Origin of the sequence: Streptococcus pacificus (genome assembly GCF_016481305.1) — a bacterium.
GTDB classification, from domain to species: domain Bacteria; phylum Bacillota; class Bacilli; order Lactobacillales; family Streptococcaceae; genus Streptococcus; species Streptococcus pacificus.
Genome location: NZ_JAENBO010000004.1, coordinates 52,973 through 78,711, shown reverse-complemented (window position 1 = coordinate 78,711; position 25,739 = coordinate 52,973). Strand labels below are relative to the sequence as shown.

Annotated in this window: 29 protein-coding genes; 4 read left to right on the top strand and 25 right to left on the bottom strand. The window is 36.6% G+C overall.

The window, feature by feature from the left end; genetic code table 11:
* Positions 1 to 130: 130 nt before the first annotated feature.
* The 9 genes from JHK62_RS05915 to JHK62_RS05875 form a co-directional block, all read right to left on the bottom strand.
* Positions 131 to 1,501 (bottom strand): sensor histidine kinase, encoded by a 1,371-nt coding sequence (locus JHK62_RS05915; RefSeq protein ID WP_199575846.1) that lies wholly within the window; start codon positions 1,499 to 1,501, stop codon positions 131 to 133.
* The gene (locus tag JHK62_RS05910; RefSeq protein ID WP_199575845.1) at positions 1,492 to 2,151 is read right to left on the bottom strand and encodes a response regulator transcription factor; all 660 of its coding nucleotides are present in this window, start codon (positions 2,149 to 2,151) and stop codon (positions 1,492 to 1,494) included. The genes JHK62_RS05915 and JHK62_RS05910 overlap by 10 nt, the downstream gene beginning before the upstream one ends.
* 60 nt (positions 2,152 to 2,211) lie before the next feature.
* Positions 2,212 to 2,952: a lantibiotic immunity ABC transporter MutG family permease subunit gene (locus tag JHK62_RS05905; protein WP_199575844.1), complete on the bottom strand. Its 741-nt coding sequence runs from the start codon at positions 2,950 to 2,952 to the stop codon at positions 2,212 to 2,214.
* Entirely contained in the window at positions 2,949 to 3,692 is a 744-nt protein-coding gene (locus JHK62_RS05900; protein ID WP_199575913.1) for a lantibiotic immunity ABC transporter MutE/EpiE family permease subunit, read from the bottom strand. Before JHK62_RS05900 ends, JHK62_RS05905 begins: the two co-directional genes overlap by 4 nt.
* Before the next feature lie 2 nt (positions 3,693 to 3,694).
* Positions 3,695 to 4,396: a lantibiotic protection ABC transporter ATP-binding protein gene (locus JHK62_RS05895; RefSeq protein ID WP_199575843.1), complete on the bottom strand. Its 702-nt coding sequence runs from the start codon at positions 4,394 to 4,396 to the stop codon at positions 3,695 to 3,697.
* 468 nt (positions 4,397 to 4,864) lie between these two features.
* Positions 4,865 to 5,758, bottom strand: a complete 894-nt coding sequence (locus JHK62_RS05890; protein ID WP_199575842.1) for a DUF4097 family beta strand repeat-containing protein — start codon at positions 5,756 to 5,758, stop codon at positions 4,865 to 4,867.
* Positions 5,751 to 6,425: a permease prefix domain 1-containing protein gene (locus tag JHK62_RS05885; RefSeq protein ID WP_199575841.1), complete on the bottom strand. Its 675-nt coding sequence runs from the start codon at positions 6,423 to 6,425 to the stop codon at positions 5,751 to 5,753. The genes JHK62_RS05890 and JHK62_RS05885 overlap by 8 nt, the downstream gene beginning before the upstream one ends.
* 10 nt (positions 6,426 to 6,435) lie before the next feature.
* Positions 6,436 to 6,759: a PadR family transcriptional regulator gene (locus JHK62_RS05880; protein WP_199575840.1), complete on the bottom strand. Its 324-nt coding sequence runs from the start codon at positions 6,757 to 6,759 to the stop codon at positions 6,436 to 6,438.
* A gap of 300 nt (positions 6,760 to 7,059) precedes the next feature.
* Positions 7,060 to 7,602: a ClbS/DfsB family four-helix bundle protein gene (locus JHK62_RS05875; RefSeq protein WP_199575839.1), complete on the bottom strand. Its 543-nt coding sequence runs from the start codon at positions 7,600 to 7,602 to the stop codon at positions 7,060 to 7,062.
* Positions 7,603 to 7,957: 355 nt separating this feature from the next.
* Here JHK62_RS05875 and JHK62_RS05870 point away from each other — a divergent pair, with 355 nt between their 5' ends.
* Positions 7,958 to 8,257 carry a YbaB/EbfC family nucleoid-associated protein gene (locus JHK62_RS05870; RefSeq protein ID WP_199567907.1) on the top strand — a complete coding sequence of 100 codons (300 nt, stop codon included), beginning with the start codon at positions 7,958 to 7,960 and terminating at the stop codon, positions 8,255 to 8,257.
* A gap of 30 nt (positions 8,258 to 8,287) precedes the next feature.
* On the opposite strand, the gene JHK62_RS05865 is transcribed toward JHK62_RS05870, so the two are convergent.
* Both JHK62_RS05865 and JHK62_RS05860 read right to left on the bottom strand, forming a co-directional pair.
* Positions 8,288 to 8,881, bottom strand: coding sequence for a 3'-5' exonuclease (locus JHK62_RS05865; RefSeq protein ID WP_199575838.1), 594 nt, complete (start codon positions 8,879 to 8,881; stop codon positions 8,288 to 8,290).
* 46 nt (positions 8,882 to 8,927) lie between these two features.
* Positions 8,928 to 9,461 carry a DUF536 domain-containing protein gene (locus tag JHK62_RS05860; protein WP_199575837.1) on the bottom strand — a complete coding sequence of 178 codons (534 nt, stop codon included), beginning with the start codon at positions 9,459 to 9,461 and terminating at the stop codon, positions 8,928 to 8,930.
* Between the two features lie 204 nt (positions 9,462 to 9,665).
* On the opposite strand from JHK62_RS05860, the gene aao reads away from it, so the two are divergent.
* The gene (gene aao / locus JHK62_RS05855; protein WP_199575836.1) at positions 9,666 to 10,841 is read left to right on the top strand and encodes an aminoacetone oxidase; all 1,176 of its coding nucleotides are present in this window, start codon (positions 9,666 to 9,668) and stop codon (positions 10,839 to 10,841) included.
* A gap of 52 nt (positions 10,842 to 10,893) precedes the next feature.
* Here the strand turns inward: aao and JHK62_RS05850 are convergent, their stop codons facing one another.
* From JHK62_RS05850 to tsaB, 4 genes are read right to left on the bottom strand one after another with little or no spacing between them, the layout of a single operon-like run.
* Complete coding sequence (locus JHK62_RS05850) at positions 10,894 to 11,331, bottom strand: GNAT family N-acetyltransferase (protein ID WP_199575835.1); 438 nt, start codon at positions 11,329 to 11,331, stop codon at positions 10,894 to 10,896.
* Positions 11,332 to 11,363: 32 nt separating this feature from the next.
* A complete protein-coding gene (gene tsaD / locus JHK62_RS05845) occupies positions 11,364 to 12,374 on the bottom strand; it encodes a tRNA (adenosine(37)-N6)-threonylcarbamoyltransferase complex transferase subunit TsaD (protein ID WP_199575834.1) in 1,011 nt (336 codons plus the stop codon).
* A complete protein-coding gene (rimI, locus tag JHK62_RS05840) occupies positions 12,364 to 12,789 on the bottom strand; it encodes a ribosomal protein S18-alanine N-acetyltransferase (protein ID WP_199575833.1) in 426 nt (141 codons plus the stop codon). Before rimI ends, tsaD begins: the two co-directional genes overlap by 11 nt.
* Position 12,790: 1 nt before the next feature.
* Positions 12,791 to 13,480, bottom strand: a complete 690-nt coding sequence (gene tsaB / locus JHK62_RS05835; RefSeq protein WP_199575832.1) for a tRNA (adenosine(37)-N6)-threonylcarbamoyltransferase complex dimerization subunit type 1 TsaB — start codon at positions 13,478 to 13,480, stop codon at positions 12,791 to 12,793.
* Positions 13,481 to 13,662: 182 nt separating this feature from the next.
* Between tsaB and JHK62_RS05830 the strand changes: the two genes are divergently transcribed.
* Complete coding sequence (locus JHK62_RS05830; RefSeq protein ID WP_199575831.1) at positions 13,663 to 13,893, top strand: DNA-directed RNA polymerase subunit epsilon; 231 nt, start codon at positions 13,663 to 13,665, stop codon at positions 13,891 to 13,893.
* A 3-nt stretch (positions 13,894 to 13,896) separates the two neighbouring features.
* Positions 13,897 to 15,576, top strand: coding sequence for a ribonuclease J1 (rnjA, locus tag JHK62_RS05825; RefSeq protein WP_199575830.1), 1,680 nt, complete (start codon positions 13,897 to 13,899; stop codon positions 15,574 to 15,576).
* 103 nt (positions 15,577 to 15,679) lie between these two features.
* On the opposite strand, the gene JHK62_RS05820 is transcribed toward rnjA, so the two are convergent.
* The 10 genes from JHK62_RS05820 to rpsL all read right to left on the bottom strand — a co-directional run bounded on the left by JHK62_RS05820 (position 15,680) and on the right by rpsL (position 25,546).
* Positions 15,680 to 16,255 carry a CHAP domain-containing protein gene (locus JHK62_RS05820; RefSeq protein WP_425507451.1) on the bottom strand — a complete coding sequence of 192 codons (576 nt, stop codon included), beginning with the start codon at positions 16,253 to 16,255 and terminating at the stop codon, positions 15,680 to 15,682.
* A 183-nt stretch (positions 16,256 to 16,438) separates the two neighbouring features.
* Positions 16,439 to 17,782 carry a type I glutamate--ammonia ligase gene (glnA, locus tag JHK62_RS05815; RefSeq protein ID WP_199575828.1) on the bottom strand — a complete coding sequence of 448 codons (1,344 nt, stop codon included), beginning with the start codon at positions 17,780 to 17,782 and terminating at the stop codon, positions 16,439 to 16,441.
* A gap of 16 nt (positions 17,783 to 17,798) precedes the next feature.
* On the bottom strand, positions 17,799 to 18,173 hold the full coding sequence (locus JHK62_RS05810) for a MerR family transcriptional regulator (protein ID WP_199575827.1): 375 nt from the start codon (positions 18,171 to 18,173) through the stop codon (positions 17,799 to 17,801).
* A 93-nt stretch (positions 18,174 to 18,266) separates the two neighbouring features.
* Positions 18,267 to 18,776, bottom strand: coding sequence for an FUSC family protein (locus JHK62_RS05805; protein WP_199575826.1), 510 nt, complete (start codon positions 18,774 to 18,776; stop codon positions 18,267 to 18,269).
* 129 nt (positions 18,777 to 18,905) lie between these two features.
* Positions 18,906 to 20,102: a phosphoglycerate kinase gene (locus JHK62_RS05800; RefSeq protein ID WP_199575825.1), complete on the bottom strand. Its 1,197-nt coding sequence runs from the start codon at positions 20,100 to 20,102 to the stop codon at positions 18,906 to 18,908.
* A gap of 138 nt (positions 20,103 to 20,240) precedes the next feature.
* Complete coding sequence (gene gap, locus JHK62_RS05795) at positions 20,241 to 21,254, bottom strand: type I glyceraldehyde-3-phosphate dehydrogenase (protein WP_199575824.1); 1,014 nt, start codon at positions 21,252 to 21,254, stop codon at positions 20,241 to 20,243.
* A 355-nt stretch (positions 21,255 to 21,609) separates the two neighbouring features.
* Positions 21,610 to 22,269 (bottom strand): NAD(P)H-binding protein, encoded by a 660-nt coding sequence (locus JHK62_RS05790; protein ID WP_199575823.1) that lies wholly within the window; start codon positions 22,267 to 22,269, stop codon positions 21,610 to 21,612.
* 174 nt (positions 22,270 to 22,443) lie between these two features.
* On the bottom strand, positions 22,444 to 24,525 hold the full coding sequence (fusA, locus tag JHK62_RS05785; RefSeq protein WP_199575822.1) for an elongation factor G: 2,082 nt from the start codon (positions 24,523 to 24,525) through the stop codon (positions 22,444 to 22,446).
* A gap of 120 nt (positions 24,526 to 24,645) precedes the next feature.
* Complete coding sequence (gene rpsG / locus JHK62_RS05780) at positions 24,646 to 25,116, bottom strand: 30S ribosomal protein S7 (protein ID WP_199567889.1); 471 nt, start codon at positions 25,114 to 25,116, stop codon at positions 24,646 to 24,648.
* Positions 25,117 to 25,132: 16 nt separating this feature from the next.
* Positions 25,133 to 25,546, bottom strand: a complete 414-nt coding sequence (gene rpsL, locus JHK62_RS05775; RefSeq protein ID WP_199575821.1) for a 30S ribosomal protein S12 — start codon at positions 25,544 to 25,546, stop codon at positions 25,133 to 25,135.
* Positions 25,547 to 25,739 lie beyond the last annotated feature (193 nt).

Below are 25,739 nucleotides of genomic sequence, written 5' to 3'. Positions count from 1 at the left end.
AATAATTGATTTGCTAATCTTTTCACATATTCATCCCTAGTATAAAACAAAAGAAAAATAATCGCAACGATAAATGAAAGATTGGGAGGGGTAATAATATCTAATCTCATAATGCTTCTTACAAATCTCATCATTCTATTAAAGGAAATGCTAATGTTACTATTGCTCCTTTTTTATCTGGCTTGTTTTGTAATAATAGTTCTCCTTTGTGCAGTGTCATGATTTGCGATGATATATATAGGCCTAAGCCATAATTTGTCGATGAATGTCGACTTTTGTCCTCACGATAAAATTGTTCTAAGCCATGTGCTAACCCTTCGTTAGAAAAACCTTTTCCTTGATTTAATACTGACAGTAACAATTTGTTATCAGTCATTAGTATTCTCAGTTCGATCAAAGATTGTTTTGGGGCGTACTGGACAGCATTACTAAGCACGTTTTGAAGGGCTCTTTCAAATAATCTCATATCAATCATCAACGCCTTATCTTCAAAATCAATGACTTCAGATAACTCATGTTTATCAACAGATACTATCTCTTTAGCAAGTTCTCTTGCTTTTTCTACAATGACTGAGCTTTGAACTTTTTTCACATTTAAATCGCTTAGCTGATTTGACCCGTTCATAACCATTAATGTTTTTGAATAATCTGATATACGGTTAGCGTTTTTCACTATAAAATCAAGATAGATTTCTTGCTCCTTTGTAAGTGTTGTCTCTTTCAATAGTTCTGCATTTCCTTGAACAATGGCTACTGGGGTTTTTAGATCATGTGTTAATGCAGAGATTTGATTTCTTTTATTTTCTTCCTGCTGCCAATTTTCCCTTAATGAATCATTCAAAGCTATTTTCATCTTATCAAGACTATTTAAAACAGCATTAAACTCTTTTATCGTTGACTTACCAATTTCAAAATCTAATTTCTGATTAGCAATTTTTTCTGATGCGTCAAGTATAGGTCCTAATTGTTTTGTGATTCGTTTTGCCCAAATAAAAGTGATTATCAAAGTACTGATAAAACAAAAGAAAATCATTAAACTAGCAAACAAAACATTTATTTTAGGAAAATACTTTTCCATCCAAGCATTGGTATAGTGTGCCTCAAGGGAATAATTAATAATGACATATCCATCTGCTCTTTTAATTTCTATAAAAGATTCTGAAGGAGTAGCCACCACTTCTTGATTGTGAAAAAGTTGTGCTTTTTTCGCAAGCGAATCAGTCATATTTGACGCCTTAAGTTTATCATCCGGCGTTAAAAAGATATAGCTTGCATCCTCTGGAATTAATGACGCATCAAATGTTGTTGCGTTAGAAATAGTGTCTCTTTTCTCTAATATCAAATTTTCTGTATAGTTAGCTGGAACAATCAAACCTATATTATATAAGGTGATAAAAGATAATAGTGCTAATCCAACAGCAACCATTAATCCAACTCCTATACTTAATAAATAACTAAAGAAGACTACCTTAAGAGAGCGTCCTTTACTCATTAATCCCATTTATAACCAATCCCCCAAACCGTAGCAATTGGAGCTTCACCAAACTTTTGAAACTTTGCTCTAATATTTTTGACGTGCTCTGAAATAGTCGAAGCATCCCCAACGCCATCAAACCCAAAGATGAATTCATAGATTTGTTCTCTTGAAAAAACCTGACCTTTTCTTTTAGCGAGTAATTCAGAAATCTGGTACTCAGACTTTGTCAGATGAATTTTTTCTTCTTTGACATACACTTCACTTGCAGCCAAATCAAAACGAATATTGCCAAGATGTAAGCTCGAATGTTTTTCTCGTTTTTCTCTTCTTAAATGTGCCTCTACTCTGGCTAATAATTCTTGAACACCAAAAGGCTTAGTGATGTAATCATCACCACCACTCAAAAGACCCTCAACAATATCTGACTCCATTGTCTTTGCTGTCAAAAAAAGAATGGGAGAATCTACTTTTCTACGAATTTGTTTACAAAAACTAATCCCATCAATCCCTGGCATCATAACATCCAGTAAAATCAAATCATATTTTCCCAACTTGTTTTCATCTAATTCTGATGGGTTTTGATAAATATCAACACTATAGTCTTTCTTCTTAAGAATATTTTTTATGAGAACTAACATATCTTGTTCATCATCAATGGCAAGAATAGTTGTCATATACCCACCTCCAAGTTTATATTTAACGTTTCATTATATCACATTTTATTTTATAACGTATTAATCACTCAATGATTTACCATCCCATCTACTAAACCAAACTAAAGACGCTGTAAAAATAATGATAGTCGTTGGGATTGCTACATAACTCCACATCATTATTTCATGATATAAATAGGATTTATCAACGAGATTGCTTCCTACGATATAAGAGGCAGACAATCTTGATGGCCAAGTTGGAGGTAGAAAATACCAGATCTTTTCACCTAAATTTGTCATTGACAATAAAGCAATCAAGGTTCCAACAAAACCCAAACCAATTGATGCCCCGCCGCCCAGTATAATGGACAGCCATAGGTGAATCATATAAATTGATAACGAACCAACAAATAGTAAAAGCAACTCAATTAACAGCTCAATCGGCTTTTGATGACCAAATAGTAAACCAAAAATGATAATCGCAAGACTTGTGGACAATAAAAATCCGATGAGTAAGGCGAATAACTTACCACTATACGCCTTATATCTAGACGTTGTCGTTGATAAAAGCACTTGAAAATGCCCTGCATTGACTTCCATATCTACAACTTTTGAGGTTAATATTCCACAAACAATTGGTAATATTCCCCCTAGAAGTACTAAGTAGTTTTGGATGATGGAAATATCACCAAGGTTCTTTAATCCGGTTATTTTAGCAGCTCCATAAAAAGTAATGGCATATACACACGGTAAGATGATATGAATCCATGGTAGCCATGTGTGCTTAATTTTATAGAACTCTGATTTCAAAATGTTTCTCATGATTTCACCTCTAATTTTGAAAACCAATTTGCTGTAATGACTGTCAAAAGTAGAAAAAGACCTAGAGATAAGACACAAGGGATGATTGAGGAAGTAGTTGAAATCATAGGATTTGATAATTCTGCTGGAACACCATTTGGTAAAATATGCATCACAGGCACCATTAATCTTATTCCCCAAGAGTAAGGGCAAAACAGCCACAGTGATGAGTCAGAAAACAAAATACCTAATACTAATCCTAAAATGGCATTTATTGTAATACTAGCAACAAAACCTATTTTTTTTGCCAAGAATAAACAAAAAGGTGCTTGCCAAATGTTCGTGATAATCAAAAGCATGCTAGCTATTAATAAAGTATCAAAGCCATAAATTGGAATCATCTGATTCTCAATTAAAAATTGAAATCCAAAGACACCAAGCAGATGTACCATCGCTGCAATACTCATATAAACTAAAGCCGTTACTATTTTAGATAGCCATACTTTTTTCAAGTCAAGATTAAGAGAAAAGACTGCTCTGTAATTAAGTTTCCTCTCTTCTTTTCGATGTATCATGGCAGGTATCAAAGCAAACGTAGCTGGCATCAAGATAACATACCACCAGTTATAAGCATTGGCTGTAAAATATAAGGGCATTAGTAAAAAAGCAGATACGATAGCAATAATCGGAGCAATGATTAATAATTTTTTTAAAAAACTATGCTTATGTTTTAAATGTTCTGCAAGAATATAATTGGTCATCATTATCCCTCCTTTTCATTTTTAACAACAGTCATAAAGAGGTCTTCTAAATTTTCGTTAGGATCAATGATATTTTGATATTTTAACTCCCCATCAGTAATGATGCCAATATGATCAGCAATTTGTTCCACTTCTGCCAGAATATGACTAGATAAAATAACGGTAATGCCTTTTTCTGGGAAACTCCTAATGAGGTCCCTTAATTCCTGAATCCCTAGTGGATCCAATCCATTTGTTGGTTCATCCAATATCAACAGTTGAGGATTGTTTAATAGAGCAATTGCAATTCCCAGTCTTTGTTTCATTCCCAAAGAAAACTGACTACTCTTCTTTTTCCCCGTATTTTTTAAATCAACGATTTCTAAGACCTCATCAATTCTTGAATCGGGTAAACCAAGTAGTAGTGTTCTCACTTTAAGATTTTCTCTAGCACTTAAGTTTTCATATAGAGGAGGCGTCTCAATTAATGCACCAATATCTGATAAATCATCCCGACTCCATGGATGACCTTTAAATGTGATATCACCTGATGATTTATGCAACATACCTGTAAACATCTTCAAAGTAGTAGATTTCCCAGCACCATTAGGCCCAAGTAAACCATAAACGGAATGATCTTCAATTTTTAATGACACATTATTAACAGCTTTTTGTTTCCCAAAAATCTTGGTTAATTTTTTTGTCTCTAAGATATATTTACTCATTTGCCAATTCTCCTTTTCTTACTTATTAGTAGTATAGAAAATAAGTTTAAAGATTCTATAAAGAAAGATAAAGTTTAAGCCGTTGATGATAAAATGATGTAAATAGTTCCTATCAGACGTTGCTTTATCACTATCAGCATTTTAAAATAAAAAATTATCTTTCTTACAAATAATTGGCTTTTGATTAGCTAAAAATAACTATGCAAAAACCGATTCCACGATTCTTTAAAGCTTTTTATAAAAAATAGTGATTCAAAGCCTTTTTTATTTCAAAAAATTGGCTAAAACAAGCTAAAATTTATCACAATAAGACAAAAAATTGATGCTAACAGTATTTTTTTACGCAAAAACGCTCAGAAAATCTGAGCGTTTTTTAATTTTGAGTTAGATAATCTATGAAAACAATCCTTTGAAGAAACCTTGCTCCTGAGCTAAACAATTTTTTATCTAGCCATGATTCTCAATAGTCTATTCTTCTATCCAATTTTCCAGTTTCAAATCCCCACTAATGGTGCTACACTCTATCTTTAAAGTCGGCTCCCCTTTTGTTATCTTGCCTGACTTAGAGTAGGTTTTTCCTGTATAAGTATCTTTTGCCTCTCCACTTACTGTAGCATAGTCTACAACATAGTCAACCTCTTTACCTAGTTGTATTTTAACATCTGCACTTTTGGTTTCCACAGAGATATCTTTATTATTTGTTCCTGCTACAAGAGCAAAATTGCCACTCACGCTTTCTCCTTCTATTCTATCAAAGTCCTGATATACATGCATATCTCCACTTACTGTCTGCATATATAACCTTTCTCCTCCTTGATAAATAGTAGCGTCTCCAGAAACCACTTCCATTTCTAGGCTTCTACTCCTCACATCATGTTGGATATTCGAACTAACCACAGACAAATTATAATCCAATATAAGCTCTTTAGGAACTTCTACAACGACCCCGTGTTCCTCTTTAGAGATAAAAAATAATTTTTTTTCTTTTTGTTGTTGAATATATAATGTGCCCTCTTTTTGAAAAAATGTCATTTCCTCTTTTTTGCTTGTATGTGGAAAATTGGAATACTCTCTTACTACAACCTCCTTACCTTGACCCTCTACGATGACAAGATCCGCATCTTCTAAAGATATATCTACCTTTTGTACTCCGGAAAAAGTCCTATCCCTTGTATGACTACTTTCTATTTCTTCAAAAAACTTTTCTCTGTTAGTGTCATACATACTACTAAAAGATGGTTGGTTTCTAAAAAAAGGAAGTTCTCTGGAATGTCCCATCAATCCTAAAAAAACGCCTAACAATACTAAAAACAATAACATTTGAGCAATCAAGCGAAATAGTAACAATCCTTTTCTACTCATCTTCAAACCTCACTTCAATAATTGTTTTTATAATAGCTTCAAATACACCGGCCAAAATCCCAATCATCCAAGTTATATGCCATGCCCTTGTGGTGAAACTCACGAAAAAATAGAGACATATTACCAAAGGCCAATAGATACTCTTTGTCAATTTCAAAGCTCTTTTTTGCTTCTCATTGAAATAATGATATTCTCTATTTTTCTTCTCATTATAATCTTTGTATTCCAAAGGGGTAGATTTACTACTATACACTAGCAGAGCTGTCGCTATAGCGGTAATAAAAAGCATCACCAGCACGCCAACAATAGCATAAAAACCAGCATCTCCCAAATAATATCCAAGTCCTCCAAAACCTATTAAAAAAGTTAGTCCTACAATGTATAAGGAGACACCTATGGCACTATACTTAGCATTTCTATCTCTGAAATACCTTGCCTCTTTGAAAAATTCTTCTGTAGGTGTGATTTCTGACAAAAGTTCATCTATATCTCCTAGACTTGCTATTACCAAACTGTACGCTTCATTTTCTGACTTGCCCTCTTTCACATAGTCATCAAATCTATCTGACATATTGGATAACAATTCCTCTTTTAACTCATTGGCTTTTTTACTCCTAGGAATATCCACAAATAAACCCTCTACATAATTTTTTATTTTGTTATTCATGTTCCCCTCCTTATCTCAATAACTCTCCAATCATGTTTTTTATAGTGGTCCAATCCCTTAAATTTTCTTCATACAAGGTGATGCCTTTTTGCGTGATAGTGTAATACCTTCGCCTCGCTCCTGTATTTTCATCTCCCCAATACGACGTAATATAGCCGTCTTTCTCCAATCTTCGAAACGCTGTGTAAAGAGTGGCTTCTTTGAGTTCAAATTCTCCTTTGCTAATTTCTTGAATGGTTTTATTTATTTCATACCCATAGCTATCTCCTTTTTTCAACTGTGCCAATAGGATTGTATCTGTATACCCACGGATAACATCTGAAATGATAAGCATCCACTCACCTCCCTCACCTATATTATAATCATATATACCTCACCTGTCAATGTATATTAGAAAATAATATAAGCTAGAATTTAACACAATAAGACAAAAAATAGGCACGAACAGTATTTTTCTACACACAAAAAGCGCTCAGAAAATCTGAGAGCTTTTTTAATTTTAATGTGACTATTCTTAATTATTTTTACCAGTTTTAATTCTTTGAATGAATATCAACACTCTGATTCGCTAAGATTACTCCTACAGAAAGCTTTTCTCCAAAACTAAAATGCACATTCTCATCTCTATATCTACTTATTTTTTCTTACAATTTTTTTGGTGTGCTTTTAATTTCTTCATCGCCCAATCATAATGGCTTGAAGTAGTGCTTACAAAATACGAACCAAGTACACTTCCTCCTACCCACTTATAGACATCTTTTGAAAACAATTCTTCATTTGTAAATCTTCCAGCTAATTCTAAAATGTCTTTATGAGATTTATGAAACATTTCTTTTGCATCTTCAAGAGAAGTATTTTGATGTTTTTTCCAAAACTCAACATTCATATCTCCATAAGTTTTCCAATTATATGGCGCTGGGATAAAAGGTTTTGGCACACCTTTTAAATTTGTATCTACCCAATTTAAAAGAAGTTGATGCCATTCATATAAATGGATTAAAATATCTCTTAGATTTTTGTCTCTTTTCCAATGTGCCTCTTTCTTTTTTTCATCACTTGAAAAGTCAAAAGGTGTACTTAATTCTTCTTCAGACAGCTTAGTAATCAATACGTTTAACTTCTCATAGTTTTCTTTCGCAGCAATCATTAAATCTTCTTTTGTTCTTGGTCTTGGCATAGTATTCCCTCCTACTCCACGCTATATTTCACTATTATTTTTAAATGTTTTAATCCTTGCTATCAGTTGAAGTTACTATGAAAATTTGAAACAATATTGTATACTTTTTTATTTCACCTCGATTCACTTTACCAGTTTTAAAAATTGATAGACTTTCTAAATTTCTTCTATTTTTAAACTATTTCTTACTATCATTATTGTATCACGCCAAACAGCATTTTAATAATAATTTATGAATGGTATCCATTTTGTCTTCTCTCTCAAACATGGTATAATAAGCATTAGCTAAAAAGACCGTTTATAAAGAACAGTCTAAATATGATTTTAAGGATAAACAAAGGAGACACTAAACATCATGATGAATATGCAGAACGTTATGAGACAGGCACAAAAATTACAAAAGCAAATGGAAAAGAAACAGGCTGAATTAGCAGCTGCTACTTTTACCGGCAAGTCAGCGCAAGACCTAGTGGTTGCAACCTTTACTGGTGATAAACAACTCGTGTCAATCGATTTTAAGAGTGATGTTGTTGACCCAGAGGATGTCGAAACGCTTCAAGACATGACCATTCAAGCAGTCAATGATGCCTTGAAACAAATCGAAGACGAAACACAAAAAACCATGGGTGCCTTTGCTGGTAAATTACCCTTCTAACAAAAAAGCCGAACAGAGCGTTCGGTTTTTTTATTCAGATAAGATATCTGATAAGTTAAAATTGGCAAAGGGATTGTTTGTCACTTCTTCTTGCTGGTCTAAAAGGGCAATATTGTCATCAAATTCGCAAAACTTTTCATAGACAAGGGCTGTCATTCTCGCATCTTCAAGGCTATTATGGCTTTTCCCACTAATCTCTAAAAACTGGGCGACAGTGTGAAGCTGGAGATTACTGATACCATTTAAGTCCTTACTACGTCTCATCTTTGCTTCTTCATAGACATCAACCAAGTACTGTTCTCTAAGGTCCAACTCATGTGCCAACAAAAGAGGTAGGTCACTTTTTTTAGCATTGTAGCCAATCAAAGGCGTTGAGGCAACAAATGCCTTAAAATCTGCCATCACTGTCTCAATAGCTGGTGCCTTTTTAATCTTGTCTGCTGTAATCCCAGTCAACCCATTGATAAAACTTTGTAGGGGTACCTCTGTATAAACATAGGTATCAAACGTCGCAACTTCTTGGTGCTTGTGATATTTCACCGCTGATACCTGGATGATATGACTGACATGATCAACCGTATTAAATTCCAAGTCAAAAGCGATATAGGTGTCTAAGTGTTCCATAACATGACCTCATCTAAAGAAAAAGCCTCCCATCAGAGCAGAGACTTTATTTTCCAAATAAACGGGCAAAAAACCCTTTTTTTCTAGCAACTTGTTGCGCCTGTGTGCGCTCAGCCTTGTGTTTTGTTTCTTCCACCTCATTCTTAGCTTCTTCCAACTCTAAGAGAAGTGTTTCCTTTTCTTTCATGGCAGTCAGGGTCAATTGTTGTTGTTGATCAAGCTGTTTATCCTTTTCAGCAATTTGAACATCCTTAACACTCAATTGTTTATCTTTTTCAGCAATTTGAATATCTTTGGCTTTGATTTGCTCATAAAGACGTGTAATTTCAGTGTTTTTTTCATCCACTAAAATCTCAAGAAGCTCACGCTGTTTTGCTTCCTCACTAATCGGCTCATCTTCAAAAATCGTTTTTTTATAAATTTCCTCTAATTTAATAAGACCGCTGCGAGTAACGACAGTAACCCCTTTATCATTTTTATCGACATCTTCCTCAGAAAGTGTTTTGACACGGTTATTAACTGCCTGACGGCTAACTCCCAAAATTTCAGCTAATTCGCTGACTGTCTTTTCAATCGCCATAATTCCCTCTTTATCCTGACATTATACTTATAGAAATAGTATCATAACCTTACAATAATGTCAATTTTAGAAAGCCCTTAAGAGACTTGTTTTTATCCTTAAAAACAAGGACTTATCAGCTATTTGACGCTGGACTATTCTCTGCTAGAAAAAAATATTTTTTTGGTTGCTGGGCTTTTAAAAAAGCTATGTTATAATGACAGTATGAAACATTACAATACGATTATTATTGGCGGTGGCCCTGCAGGAATGATGGCTGCCATTTCCTCAAGTTTTTATGGCCAAACCACTCTCCTTTTAGAAAAAAATCGACGTCTAGGTAAAAAACTAGCTGGAACAGGTGGTGGCAGATGCAATGTCACCAATAACGGCACCCTAGAAGACTTACTAGAAGGTATCCCTGGTAACGGTCGTTTCCTCTACAGTGTGTTTTCCCAATTTGACAATCATGACATCATCCAGTTTTTCACAGATAATGGTGTTGCCCTAAAAGTCGAAGACCATGGTCGTGTCTTTCCAACGACTGATAAATCTAAAACCATCATCTCTTGTCTGGAAAATAAGATTACTGAACTTGGAGGTCAGATTAAAACGGGGTTTGAAGTGGTCTCTGTTAAAAAAAGTGACCAACGCTTTCACATCAAATCTCACGACGAAGAGTTTACTTGTGATAAACTTGTTGTGACGACAGGTGGTAAAACTTATCCCTCAACAGGGTCAACTGGTTTTGGCTACGAAATTGCCAGACACTTTAAGCTTGCCGTGACCGACCTTGAACCAGCAGAAAGCCCGCTTTTGACTGATTTTCCACATAAGGCCCTCCAAGGCATTTCTCTTGATGATATCACCATCACTTTTCAAAAACATATCATCACTCATGATCTCCTTTTTACACATTTTGGGTTATCTGGCCCAGCAGCGCTCAGAATTTCTAGTTTTGTTCGTGGTGGGGAAACAATTTTTATCGACTTTCTCCCTCAAGAGTCAAAGGAGGATTTGCTTACTTACTTAAAAGAAAACCGAGAAAAGTCTTTGAAAAATGCCTTAAAGCAATTTTTCCCAGAACGCCTTGCTGACTTTTTAGCAAGCAACTATCCAGAAAAAGTCAAACAGCTAACGCTCAAAGAAGAGGAAAAACTATTAGATGCCCTTAAAAACTACCCTATCGTGGTCACAGGCAAAATGTCACTGCCTAAATCCTTTGTCACAAAAGGTGGCGTTGATCTCAAAGAAATCAATCCGAAAACTTTGGAGAGTAAAAAAGTTTCTGGTCTTCATTTTGCCGGTGAAGTCCTAGACATCAATGCCCACACGGGTGGTTTCAACATCACTTCTGCTCTTTGTACTGGTTGGGTGGCGGGTATGCCGCACTACGATTAAAGAAATAAGCTAAAAATAAACAAGAAAGGACAGGTATGACTACCCGTCCTTTTTAATCTTCAAATTGTTTTAAAAAGCGTTTTTGTATCTTATCAGACACATAACCACACCGCTCATAAAAGGCATGCGCCGCTCTTCTGTGGTCCGCTGAATTAAAGCGAATGTAGGAATAATGTCTTTTCTTTGCTTCATCCTCCAGTGCAAGTAAGAGTCTTTTTCCCATTCCTCGATGTTGATAGTCAGGATGGACAGCAAGCCCCATAATATTAAAACCTGCTTCACTGTAAATACTTTCATAGCGACTCGCATGAAGAAAACCAGTCACCGTTTGACTAGTCTCCTCCTCAAAAACCACCAAATACTGATTAGGATCTTTGGTTAAGCGAGCGATTTGTTCTCGAACCAACTCCGTTGAAACACTATACCCTAGACTAATATCACAGATATCTCTGAGGGCTTGTGCATCTGATGTTTGTGCTGTTCTAATCATTTATTCATCCTCACAACTCTTTTTAAAAAGGATTAGGATAAGGTATCAAAAGCTAGGCTTGGTTTGGCATTTAAGTCAAGCGTTGCAAAATGACCTTGTTCATATTCAACCGCCGCCGCAAAAGCAATCATACCAGCATTGTCACCACAAAGACGTAGTTTGGGAATGACAACAGGCACTTCTGTGATTTCTTTGGCCAAGCGCTCTCTTAATCCTTTGTTAGCAGCAACCCCACCAGCAACAACTAGTGTTTTGACTGGGTATTGCTTGAGGGCTTTCTTGGTTTTTGCTAGTAAGACATCTAAAACGGCTGCCTGAAAAGAGGCACACAAGTCTTCTAAAACCAGTTCTTCACCTTTTTGTTCAGCATTATGATGAAGGTTGATAAAAGCTGATTTCAAGCCTGAAAAAGAGAATTCCAAATGATCTTCCTTAATCATGGCACGAGGAAAATCATATCTGTCTTGACCTTTATGGGCCAACTCATCAATTTCACGACCCGCTGGGTAGGAAAGACCCATCACGCGCCCTACCTTGTCATAGGCTTCACCGACAGCATCGTCACGTGTCTCACCAACAATGTGATATTCTCCTGGTTTAGGAACATAAACCAATTCTGTATGTCCACCAGAGACCAGTAAAGCTAGTAAAGGATAAGTCAACTCCCCTTCGTCTCTAGCTGCCATCAAATGCCCTGCCATATGATTGACAGGAATCAAAGGCAGATTGTTGGCCCATGCAAAAGCCTTGGCGGCAGCCATACCCACTAAAAGGGCACCAACAAGTCCTGGTCCATAAGTGACCGCTACGGCATCTAACTCACTTGTCTCAACGCCCGCTTCTTTTAGGGCTTCTTCGATACAAACAGTGATGACTTCCACATGGTGACGGCTGGCCACCTCAGGAACCACACCACCAAAACGTTTATGACTCTCTACTTGACTAGCTATAACGTTTGATAAAAGTTCTGCTTCATTTTTTAATACAGCCACACTTGTCTCATCACAAGAGGACTCAATTGCTAAAATATATCTATCTTTCATTGTTTTCTTCTCGCTTCATAATCACAGCATCCTCTGTTGGATTGTGATAATAGTTTGGTCTTTTTCCAACTGGTTTAAACCCATTATTTTGATAGAAAGTTTGCCCTTTTATATTAGAGGCCCTAACTTCTAAAAAAACAACTTCTGGCTTATCAACCAACTGTTGTAATAAGGCCTTGCCAAAACCCTTGTTTTGAAAGGCACTTTTGACGGCAATATTAGTGATTTCTAACTCACCATAAAGGTATTCAATCGCTAAAAAGCCAACTGCTTCTTTTTCGTGATAGACAAAAAAGTAGTCTGTACTTTCTTTTTCAAGGTCTGCTTGAATCTGTTGTTTACTCCAAGGAGAACTAGTGTAGACATCCTCTAAAATGGTGTGAATCATCTCTACTTTTTCCATTTTTGATAACATCTTAAACTCGCTTAATAAAATCGTCTTCATTGGTTAGTTCGTGAGTTTTCAACCAATTTTCTTCTGCTTCAACGCGTTTTAAATACTCAGGCACAAAAAAGTCAACAGTCTCTGCTGGAAGCGTCAACCCTAACTTACCAATCTCATAAGCACTTGGTAAAACCGCCAAAATCTTGGCTTTTGGTAGGCTTTCTTTGATTGTTTCATAAAAAGCATCAACTTCACCGACAATACTAACATCGTCTTCATCGGTAAGACTCGCTAAAACATCACTAAAACTCATGTGCTGATCTGATTTAACAGATTGCCCGTGACGATAGAAACCGGCATAGACATTTTGTCGTCTAGCATCAATAATTGGTACCACAAGACCATTTTGTTTAGCATTTAAGGCGATTGCAGCTAAACTAGAGACGCCAACGACATCAATTTTTAAAGTGTAAGCTAGCGTTTTAGCTGTTGCAACAGCCACCCTTAAACCCGTATATGAACCAGGTCCCTTAGCAACAACAATTCTCTCTAAGTCTTTTGGCGTTAAACCTACTTGTGCCATCAAAAAATCAATTGATGGCATCAGACTAATACTATGATTTTTCTTGATATTTAAAGTCATTTCAGCCAATAGTGTCTCGTCTTCTAATAAAGCAATCGACATGGCCTTGTTTGATGTATCAAACGCTAAAACTTTCATTATTTAAATTCCCTTACTTGATTATATCTAATATTGTATGATATAATGACTTCAAATGCAACGAATCAGGATAAAATATACTACACAATGAAAATGAAATAGTTTTTTTGTCAAATTTGTCAACAATTTGGCGCGTTTTTTTGTAGTTAAAAAGCCATCGTTACTTAGAAAAGGAAAAAATTATGATTTATAAAGTTTTTTATCAAGACAATAAAGACAATAACCCACGTCGCGAACAAACCAAATCACTCTATTTAGATATCACTGCTGACAGTGAATTACAAGGACGAATCATTGCTCGTCAACTCGTGGAAGAAAAAACAAATTTTAATGTAGAATATATTGAAGCACTCTCAGAAAAGCATCTTGCTTATGAAAAAGAGACTGGTGCTTTTGAATTAACGGAGTTATAAAATATGTCAAAAATCAATTTAAAACCTAATGAAGTAGGCGTCTATGCTATTGGTGGGCTTGGAGAAATTGGTAAAAATACCTATGGTATTGAATACCAAGACGAAATCATCATTGTTGATGCCGGAATCAAGTTCCCAGAAGATGACCTGCTTGGTATCGACTATGTTATTCCAGACTACTCTTACATCGTCGAAAATATTGACCGAGTGAAAGCACTCGTTATCACTCATGGCCATGAGGACCATATTGGTGGGATTCCCTTCTTATTCAAACAAGTGAATATCCCTATTTATGCTTCTCCACTTGCCTTAGCGCTTATCCGTGGTAAATTAGAAGAACATGGTCTGCTTCGTGATGCTAAATTATTTGAAATCAATGACAAAACTAAATTAACTTTTAAAAATTTAAGCGTGACCTTCTTTGATACCACCCATTCGATTCCAGAACCTCTTGGTATTGTTATCCATACACCTGAAGGAAAAATTGTAGCCACTGGAGACTTCAAGTTTGACTTTACACCCGTTGGTAAGCCTGCTGATCTTCACAAAATGGCTGCTTTAGGAGAAGAAGGCGTGTTGCTTCTCTTGTCAGATTCAACCAACGCTGAGATTCCAACCTTTACCAATTCTGAAAAAGTCGTTGGACAATCCATCACAAAAATCATCGAAGGCATTCATGGACGGATTATCTTTGCCTCTTTTGCCTCAAACATTTTCCGTCTGCAACAAGCAGCACAAGCGGCCGTTAAAACAGGTCGTAAGATTGTTGTTTTTGGACGTTCAATGGAAAAAGCCATGGTCAACGGGACTGAACTTGGTTATATTAAAGTGCCTAAGGGAACCTTTATTGAACCAAAAGACATTAAAAACTACAATGCTAGTGATATCATGATTCTTTGTACGGGAAGTCAAGGAGAATCAATGGCTGCTCTATCTCGCATCGCTAACGGAACACACAGACAAGTTTCCCTCCAACAAGGAGACACTGTTATCTTCTCATCTAGCCCAATTCCTGGAAACACAACCAGTGTTAATAAACTAATCAACACCATCCAAGAAGCTGGCGTAGAAGTTATCCATAGCAAAGTCAATACCGTCCATACTTCAGGACATGGTGGTCAACAAGAGCAAAAACTCATGCTTAGTCTGATTAAGCCAAAATTCTTTATGCCTGTCCACGGTGAATACCGTATGCAAAAAGTTCATGCTGGACTTGCTAATGATACTGGTATCCCAAAAGAAAATATCTTTATCATGGAAAATGGTGATGTATTGGCGGTAACCAGAGATTCAGCTCGTATGGCTGGCAAATTCAATGCCCAAGACATCTATGTTGATGGTAAAGGTATTGGCGATATCGGTGCTGCTGTTTTAAAAGATCGTCGTGATTTATCAGAAGACGGTGTGGTGCTTGCAGTTGCTACAGTCGATTTTGATTCTCAAATGATTTTAGCTGGACCAGATATCCTTAGTCGTGGCTTTATCTATATGAGAGAGTCAGGTGACTTAATCAGAGAAACCCAACGCCTTCTCTTTAATACTATTAGGATTGCACTCAAAAACAAGGATGCTAGCATCCAGTCCTTAAATGGTTCTATCGTAAATGCTCTTCGTCCTTTCCTATACGAAAAAACAGAACGTGAACCAATCATCATTCCGATGATTTTAACACCCGATAAATAATAAAAAAAGCGCTAGATAAAATATCTAGCGTTTTTTATCACATTGTTTAACCAATCCATCATAAAAACGTTCATCGCAAGCGATGAGCGTTTTTACAGTACCATTAATAAGGATAGATATAAGTCACTTCACCTGGTGTCACCCCATCATACGGATTAAACCAACCTCTGTAGTTATCAATCCATTGTTGACCATTAAAGTTTGCTTCTAATACTTGAATACTTGTTTCACTTTGAACATCAATGACATAAGCCACATGACCATAGCCACCATCTGTCCAGCAAATGATTGAACCAACCATAGGTGTTTTACCAATTTGGTAGCCTAACCAAGAAGCAGTTCCGGCCCAATCGCCACCGTTGCCCCACCATTCACCGACCCAAGGTGCTAATTGTTGAACACCCCAAGTACATTGACCAATTGGGTAACTACCTGTATACCCTTCAGTTCCTTGAGAAACCTCTACTGGAGCTGGTGCTGGAGTTGAAACAGTTAATACTTGACCAGGGAGAATAAGGCTTGAAACATCAAGATTATTCATTGCTGCCAATTCATACATATCCATACCATATTGCTGTGCAATACTATAGAAAGAATCACCATTTTGAATCACATGTTCATCTGCCAAAGCTACCTCGTTAGCTAAAAGAGTCGTTGCTGACACTGCACCAACTAGCATTAATTGTTGTAACCATAATTTTGATGTTTGCTTTACTTTTTTCACTTTTTTCTCCTTTGAATCCAGTTTTATACTTATCATAAGCTATTAATATGTCAATTTGTTTAAAGTCAGATAACAGTTGTAAAGAAAATCATTAACAAAAAAAAGACAAGCCTGATAAGCTTGCCTTTTAACTAGGTTTTAATATAATTCAAGATAGTTATCAATTTCCCACTGAGACACATAAGAAGCATAGCTGGCCCATTCAATACGCTTAGCATCATAAAAATTAGTATAGATATGATCTCCGAGGGCTTCCTTGACAACAGTTGATTTTTTCAAGGCTTTTAAAGCATTGTGAAGGGTAGAAGGTAAATCAACAATGCCTGCTTTTTTACGTTCTTCTGCTGTCATGGCATAAATATTGGTCTCAATTGGTTTTGGTGCTTCTATTTTATTAACAATACCATCTAGACCAGACGCTAATAAAACAGCCATCGCCAAGTAAGGATTTGCAGTAGGATCAACTGAACGTAATTCCAAACGTGTGCTTGCCCCTCGTGAAGCTGGAACACGGATTAAAGGAGAACGATTACGACCTGCCCAAGCGATATAGACAGGCGCTTCATAGCCTGGCACCAAACGTTTATAAGAATTAACCGTTGGATTTGTAATGGCTGTATAGCTATAAGCATGTGCCATCAAACCACCAAGGAAATGGTAGGCTGTTTTAGACAGTTGCATGCCTCTTTTATCATTCTCATCAAAGAAGGCATTTCCTTCATCAGTAAAGAGTGACATGTTGCAGTGCATACCAGAGCCTGCTATTCCAAACTTAGGTTTAGCCATAAATGTAGCATACATACCGTGTTTTCTAGCAATCGTTTTAACAACCAACTTAAACAACTGAATGTTATCACAAGCTGCCAAGGCATCAGCATATTTAAAATCAATTTCATGCTGACCAACAGCACACTCATGATGACTCGCCTCCACTTCAAAGCCCATTTCTGTTAGAACACGCACAATTTCACGACGTGTGTTATCAGCTAAGTCTGTAGGGGCAAGATCAAAATAACCACCACGGTCATTCACTTCTAAAGTGGGCTTCCCATTCTCATCCATCTTGAAAAGGAAAAACTCTGGCTCTGGACCAAGGTTAAAGGACTTAAAGCCCAATTCTTCCATACGTTTAATATTACGTTTTAAATTTCCTCTCGGGTCACCTGCAAAGGGCTGCCCTTCAGCAGTATAGACATCACAAATGAGTCCACCCACTGCACCGTTTTCATCTCCCCAAGGAAAAACTGTCCAGGTTGATAAATCAGGATAAAGGTACATATCAGATTCATTAATGCGGACAAAGCCTTCAATGGAAGAGCCATCAAACATTGCCTTATTAGATAAGACCTTGTCTAACTGTTCTTTTGTTGCAGGAATTTCAACATTTTTCATGGTTCCCAAAATATCAGTAAACATGAGACGTAAAAAGGTCACATTTTTTTCTTCAATCTCACGACGGATGGTTTTTTCTGTAATTGTCATCATTTCTCCTTTTTAATTATAAGAGGTTAAGGTCACTAATAGCAGTTGAAGGGGTAGAAAAACCGCTTTGTTTAGCAAATTCATCATATAAAATACGGCGAACTTCAGTATCAGAGAGTGGTTTATCCTCAGTAAACTGACTTTCATCACGATGCTCGTATTGTTTTTTAATATCAGCAATCAGTTTGCCTTCATTAATAAAATCTTTTATTTCTAACAACAAATCCATATCATTAAGTGAATAAAGCCTTCTATTACCCGTTGATCTTTCTGGCTTAATCAGGCCCTGGTCTTCATAATAACGAATTTGACGCGCTGTTAAATCAGTTAACTTCATAACAGAGCCCATCGGAAAAACAGCCAATGAACGTCTTAATTCTTTTTCTTTCATGCCGATTACCCCCTTCTTCTTGTTCATTATATAAGTAAAACAAAAAAAAGTCAACCGTTCATGTCATAAAATATAACATAGATGACTGACATTCTATTTTCTAGTTAAATACTGGCGTAACTTATCAACATCACTATTAATAATAATGGCAATAAACACACCAACAAAGGTTTCAAAAACCCTTGCAAAAACATAAACAATGGTATCCCCAGAAGGGATTGACAAGGTGATAATCAAGAGTGCTGCTGTCGCACCAATAATACCGGACTTATTATCAATAGCCACATTTAAAACAATCGTTAACATGGTTAGGATGGGAACAAGAAATAAAGTCACTAAAAAAGAACTATGAAAAAAGCCATCAACTAAATAAAAAACAAGAGCAAAAAACCCTCCGATACTGTTTCCGATCACGCGAGACCAGCCAAACGATACACTTTTATCAAAATCTTCTCTTAAACTAAAAACAGTTGTTAAAGCGGCAATCTGTGTGCCCTCCCAACCTAGAAAATGAAAAAGTAATAAGACGGTAAAAACTGACAAACCAGTCTTTGCCGTTCGCATCCCTATTTTCATCTCTTTGCGATTAAATCTATACTTCATTATCCCCTACCTTTTTGCTTAGCAAGCACTTAAATTCTAAGATAATATCATTTGTTTGTCAAGATATTGCTTTTCTTATAAAACGAAAAACAGCAGACACAAAGCCTGCTGTTTCACAAAAATTATCTCTTATTTTTCAGTAAGTGCTGAAAGACCTGGTAATTCTTTTCCTTCAAGAAGTTCCATTGACGCACCACCACCAGTTGAAATCCATGAGAATTTGTCAGCACGGCCGAGGTTAATAGCAGCTGCAGCAGAATCACCACCACCAATGATTGATTTAACACCTGGTTGTTTTACAATCGCATCCATTACTCCGATTGTTCCCGCTTGGAAGTCAGGATTTTCAAAAACACCCATTGGTCCATTCCAAACAACTGTTTTAGCACCAGTCAAAGCTTCATCAAATTTAGCAATTGATTTTGGTCCAATGTCTAGTCCAAGGAAACCTTCTGAAACTGCTTCAGCTTCAGTATCACGAACTTCTGTGTAATCAGCGAAAGCATTTGCTTCTTTTGAGTCAACTGGTAAGATTAATTTACCATTAGCTTTTTCAAGAAGTGCTTTAGCAACAGCTAATTTATCTTCTTCTACTAATGAATTACCAATTTCAATACCTTGTGCTTTGTAGAAGGTATAAGTCATTCCACCACCGATAAGCACCTTGTCAGCCTTATCAAGTAGATTTTCAATAACACCAATCTTATCAGATACTTTTGAACCACCAAGAATCGCTACAAATGGACGCTCAGGCGTTTCTACCGCTTCTTTAATATAGGCAATTTCATTTTCTAACAAGAAGCCAGCAACAGCTTTGTCAACGTTAGCAGAAATACCAACATTTGAAGCATGGGCACGGTGAGCTGTTCCAAAAGCATCATTAACAAAAATACCATCTCCTAAACTTGCCCAGTATTTACCAAGTTCAGGGTCATTTTTTGATTCTTTCTTACCATCAACATCTTCAAAACGAGTGTTTTCAACAAGAAGAACATCCCCATCTTTCAAGTCAGCGATAGCAGCTTCTAATTTTTCACCACGTGTCACACCAGGAAAAACAACGTCTTGACCTAATTTCTTTCCAAGATCAAGTGCTACAGGTGCAAGTGATTTACCTTCTTTATCTGCTTCTTCTTTTACACGTCCTAAGTGAGAGAATAAAATCGCACGTCCACCATTTTCAATAATATATTTGATAGTAGGTAATGCGGCAGAAATACGGTTATCGTTAGTAATAACACCATCTTTTAAAGGCACATTAAAGTCAACACGAACGAGAACTTTTTTGCCTTTTAAATCAACGTCTTTAACAGTTAGTTTAGCCATTTAATTAAGACTCCTTATTTTTTAATAAGATAATTATATCACAAATTCATCAAAAACGATATAAAAAGTAATGATAGCAAGGATTTTCTGATTATTTTCAGCAAAAAAGAGATGCTCACGCATCTCTCTTATTTAAGCTTATTTAGACAATTTTGCAAAGTACTCAAGTGTACGAACAAGTTGTGCAGTGTAAGACATTTCATTGTCATACCATGAAACTGTTTTAACTAATTGTTTTCCATCAGCAGACTCAGTAACTTCAGTTTGAGTCGCATCAAACAATGAACCGTAAGTCATACCAATGATGTCTGATGATACAATTTCATCTTCAGTGTAGCCATAGCTTTCGTTTGCTACTGCTTTCATTGCTGCATTAACTTCTTCAACAGTTACTTTTTTATCTAAAATAGTAACAAGTTCTGTTAATGAACCAACTGGTACAGGAACACGTTGTGCATGACCTTGAAGTTTACCATTCAATTCTGGGATAACTAAACCAATAGCTTTAGCAGCACCTGTTGAGTTAGGAACAATGTTTTCAGCAGCTGCACGTGCACGACGGAAGTCACCTTTACGGTGTGGTCCATCAAGAGTCATTTGGTCACCAGTGTAAGCATGGATTGTTGTCATAGTACCAACTTGAACACCAAAAGCGTTATTCAAAGCTGCTGCCATAGGTGCCAAGCAGTTTGTAGTACATGAAGCACCAGAAATAACTGTTTCGCTACCATCTAAAACGTCATGGTTTGTGTTAAATACGATTGTTTTAACATCGTTTCCACCAGGAGCTGTGATAACAACTTTTTTAGCACCTTTTTCATGTAAATGTTTTTCAGCGCCAGCTTTGCTTGCAAAGAATCCTGTTGCTTCAAGAACGATTTCAACACCGTCGCTAGCCCAATCAATGTTTTCTGGATTGCTTTCAGCAGAAACTTTCACAAATTTTCCGTTAACTGTAAAGCCATCTTCTTTAACTTCAACGTCACCATCGAAACGACCTTGAGTTGTGTCATATTTTAATAAATGAGCAAGCATTTTAGGGTCAGTAAGGTCGTTAATACGAGCTACTTCAATACCTTCTACATTTTGAATACGACGAAATGCAAGACGTCCGATACGTCCAAATCCGTTAATACCAACTTTAACTACCATTAAAGATTTCCTCCTTATGAAAATCAAATTATTATTTTAGAGAACAATTTCTCTAATTTGTGAAAAGAATAACTTGTATACTTACACAAGTACCTTTCATCTATGTATTATATAACTAATTGAGAGAAAATGCAACTAATTAAAATCCAAACTGATAGCTTAATGTATCTTAAGAATAGGCTAGATTAGCCTTTGATATAAAATTTTAAAGTTTGTCTTAAAGTAAATTTTTTTCTATGATAATCTTTTTATCAATAATATTTCACATCATTTAGTGAAAAATTAAGAAAATGATTAGGAAAATAGTTTTTTATTTTCAACAACAGGATTGTTGGCAACTTAACAGACAAAAGACTTAGTTATCATTCTTATTTATAAGAGCATCCATATCATCGATCTCATAAATAGGCTTTTTGCTCCCCTCACTAACCACTTGAGCAATTGCTTTAGCGACTGTTTTCACAGAAAGAGGTCTGTTTGGCCATGATGGACTATTATCATCAAGATTTTTTAAGATTTTCTCAGCCAATGTCACTGTACTTGGTTTTGCTTGTCCATACATTAATCCTGGACGAAAGATAGTGGTGTCAAAAGCTTTTCCACCTAGGTAATTTTCTGCCTCTCTTTTAGCTTTTAGATAGCCTTTGGGATTGTTTTCATTAGATAAATCAACTGAAACATAGATAAAGCGAGAAACATTACTTTTAGCGACTTCATCAGCAATAGCTTTTGCTGCTTGATAAATAACACGATCAAAGGTTATCCCTTTATCAGGATCTTCAGCATAGATGCCGACCAAATCAATAACATTATCAACACCTTTTAATAAGTGTTGCCACTCTTTACCATTATACAAATCTGCTTCTAGCCAGTTGACTTTGGGATTAAAACGTTCTTGTTGATTGGGTTGAAAAGATCTTGTTACCGCAGACACTTGGACATTGCTTTTTAATAATTCTTTAACAACAGATTGGCCTAAAAAACCACTTGCTCCAAATATTAAACTATGTGTCATAGAAACATCTCCTTAATACTTAATATTATAGACGCATTATAATCCTTTTTTTAGAACTTGTCATAAAAAATGCTCCCAGATAAAAAGCTTATTCTGGTGTTTTAAGTATTTTATGAAAGCTGTCCATTAGACAACAAAAAAGGCTTACTAGAGTAAGCCTTTTAGTGATTGCTATTACGCATTACCACCATTTTTCTTAATAATTTCTTCTTGAACTGACTTAGGCACATCTTCATAGTGGTCAAAGACCATCATGAAGGTTCCACGTCCTTGTGTTGCAGAACGAAGGATAGTTGCATATCCAAACATTTCAGCAAGTGGAACATAGGCACGAACAATTTGGCTTGTTCCGTGTGCTTCCATACCATCAACACGTCCACGACGTGCAGTTACGTGTCCCATAACATCTCCAAGATTTTCTTCTGGAGCTGTGATAGTTACTAACATCATTGGCTCAAGGATAACTGGTTGAGCTGATTTAGCAGCTTCTCTTAAAGCAAGTGATGCTGCAATCTTGAAGGCAGTTTCAGATGAGTCGACATCATGGTAAGAACCATCATAAAGTTTTGCTTTAACGTCAACCATCGGATAACCAGCAAGAACACCGTTAGCCATAGATTCAACCAAACCTTTTTCAACGGCTGGAACGAATTCACGAGGAACCACACCACCGACGATAGCATTTTCAAATTCGAAGCCTTTACCTTCTTCATTTGGTGTAAATTCAATCCAAACATCACCGAATTGTCCTTTACCACCAGATTGGCGTTTGAAGAATCCACGGGCTTGTGTTGAAGCACGGAAAGTTTCACGGTATGATACTTGAGGAGCACCAACGTTAGCTTCAACTTTGAACTCACGACGCATACGGTCAACAAGGACATCCAAGTGAAGTTCTCCCATACCTGAGATAACTGTTTCACCTGTTTCAGCATTTGTTTCAACACGGAAAGTAGGATCTTCTTCTGCTAATTTTTGAAGAGCAATACCCATCTTATCTTGGTCAGCTTTAGATTTTGGCTCAACCATTAATTGGATAACTGGTTCTGGTACTTCAATAGATTCAAGAATAACTTTTGATTTTTCATCAGTTAATGAATCACCTGTTGTTGTGTCTTTAAGACCAACTGCAGCAGCAATATCACCAGCATAAACTGTTTCAATTTCTTGACGGCTGTTCGCATGCATTTGAAGAATACGACCAATACGTTCGCGTTTACCTTTAGTTGTATTCATAACATATGAACCACTGTTAAGGACACCTGAGTACACACGGAAGAATGATAGACGTCCAACAAATGGGTCTGTCATGATCTTAAAGGCAAGTGCAGCAAACGGTGCTTCATCAGAAGCTGGTCTGCTGATTTCTTCTTCAGTATCAGGATCAATCCCTTTAATCGCAGGAATATCAATTGGACTTGGAAGGTAATCAATAACCGCATCAAGCATCAATTGCACACCTTTGTTTTTGAAGGCTGAACCACAAAGTACTGGGTAAAATTCAACATTAATTGTTGCTTTACGGATACCAGCTTTTAATTCTGCTTCAGTGATTTCTTCACCTTCAAGGTATTTCATTGTTAATTCTTCATCAGTTTCTGCAACAGCTTCAACTAATTTTTCACGCCATTCTTGAGCTAATTCAAGGTATTCTTCTGGAATTTCTTCTTCACGAATATCTGTTCCCAAATCGTTAGTATAAATTTCAGCTTTCATAGTGACAAGGTCGATAATACCAACAAAGTCATCTTCTGAACCGATAGGTAATTGAATTGGGTGAGCGTTAGCTTGTAAACGGTCATGGAGTGTACTTACTGAGTAAAGGAAGTCTGCTCCCACTTTGTCCATTTTGTTAGCAAATACAATACGAGGAACTTTATATTCAGTTGCTTGACGCCAAACTGTTTCTGTTTGAGGTTCTACACCTGATTGTGAGTCAAGAACAGTAACCGCACCATCAAGAACACGAAGAGAACGTTGTACTTCGATGGTGAAGTCCACGTGCCCTGGGGTGTCGATAATGTTAACACGGTGGTTTTTCCATTGAGCAGTTGTTGCGGCAGAAGTAATTGTAATACCACGTTCTTGCTCTTGTTCCATCCAGTCCATTTGAGAGGCACCTTCGTGAGTTTCACCGATTTTATGAATTTTACCAGTGTAGTAAAGGATACGCTCTGTAGTTGTAGTTTTACCAGCATCAACGTGAGCCATGATACCGATATTACGTGTTTTTTCTAATGAAAATTCGCGAGCCATTAATTTAGTCTCCTATTTAATTTTTTTCTATTCTTATTATATCACTATTTAGAAAAGACGGATAGGCAGGACCTACCCGTTTTTTGTCATAATGGATATATGGTCATATGCCAGCTAAGATTACCAACGGAAGTGAGCGAACGCACGGTTTGCTTCAGCCATTTTGTGAGTGTCTTCACGTTTTTTAACTGAGGCACCAGTGTTGTTTGCTGCATCCATAATTTCTTTAGCAAGACGGTCTTGCATAGTGTGTTCACCACGTAAACGTGATGCATTAACTAACCAACGTAATCCTAAAGTAGTACGACGTTCTGGACGTACTTCAACAGGTACTTGGTAGTTAGAACCACCAACACGACGCGCACGTACTTCAAGTACAGGCATAATGTTTTCCATAGCTGTTTCAAATACTTCATTAGCATCTGTTCCAGTTGCTTCTTTAATTTGATCAAACGCACCATAAACAATATTTGAAGCTGTTCCACGTTTCCCATCAAGCATGACGCGGTTGATAAGACGTGTTACAAGTTTTGAATGGTACAATGGATCTGGTAATACTTCGCGCTTAGGCGCTTGGTTTTTACGACTCATTTCTTATTCTCCCTTCTTAGCCTTTTGGACGTTTCGTACCGTATTTAGAACGGCCTTGTTTACGATCAGCAACACCTGCAGTATCAAGTGCACCACGAACGATATGGTAACGTACCCCTGGAAGGTCTTTTACACGTCCACCACGAATAAGCACAACACTGTGTTCTTGTAAGTTGTGTCCGATACCTGGAATATAGGCTGTTACTTCAATAAGATTGCTCAAACGTACACGAGCAAATTTACGAAGGGCTGAGTTTGGTTTTTTAGGTGTCATTGTTCCAACACGAGTTGCAACACCACGTTTTTGAGGTGAAGACAATTTAGTTTGAACTTTTTTATGACTGTTATAACCAATGTTCAAAGCTGGTGAGTCAGATTTTTCTACTTTAGATTTACGTGGTTTACGTACCAACTGATTAATTGTAGGCATCTACATTCTCCTGTATTTTTTTATTTTTGGTTGATTAAGCGATTGGTGACATCCCTAATCTTGGTGTACTTTTGCAACATTTGTCAGCACGTCTCTGTACACTTTTGAGAGACCAAAAGTAAAAAGTACCGTCTTATATGATAACACAGAGACGTCTAATTTGTCAATGATTTTATAAAGAAAAAGGATTCCC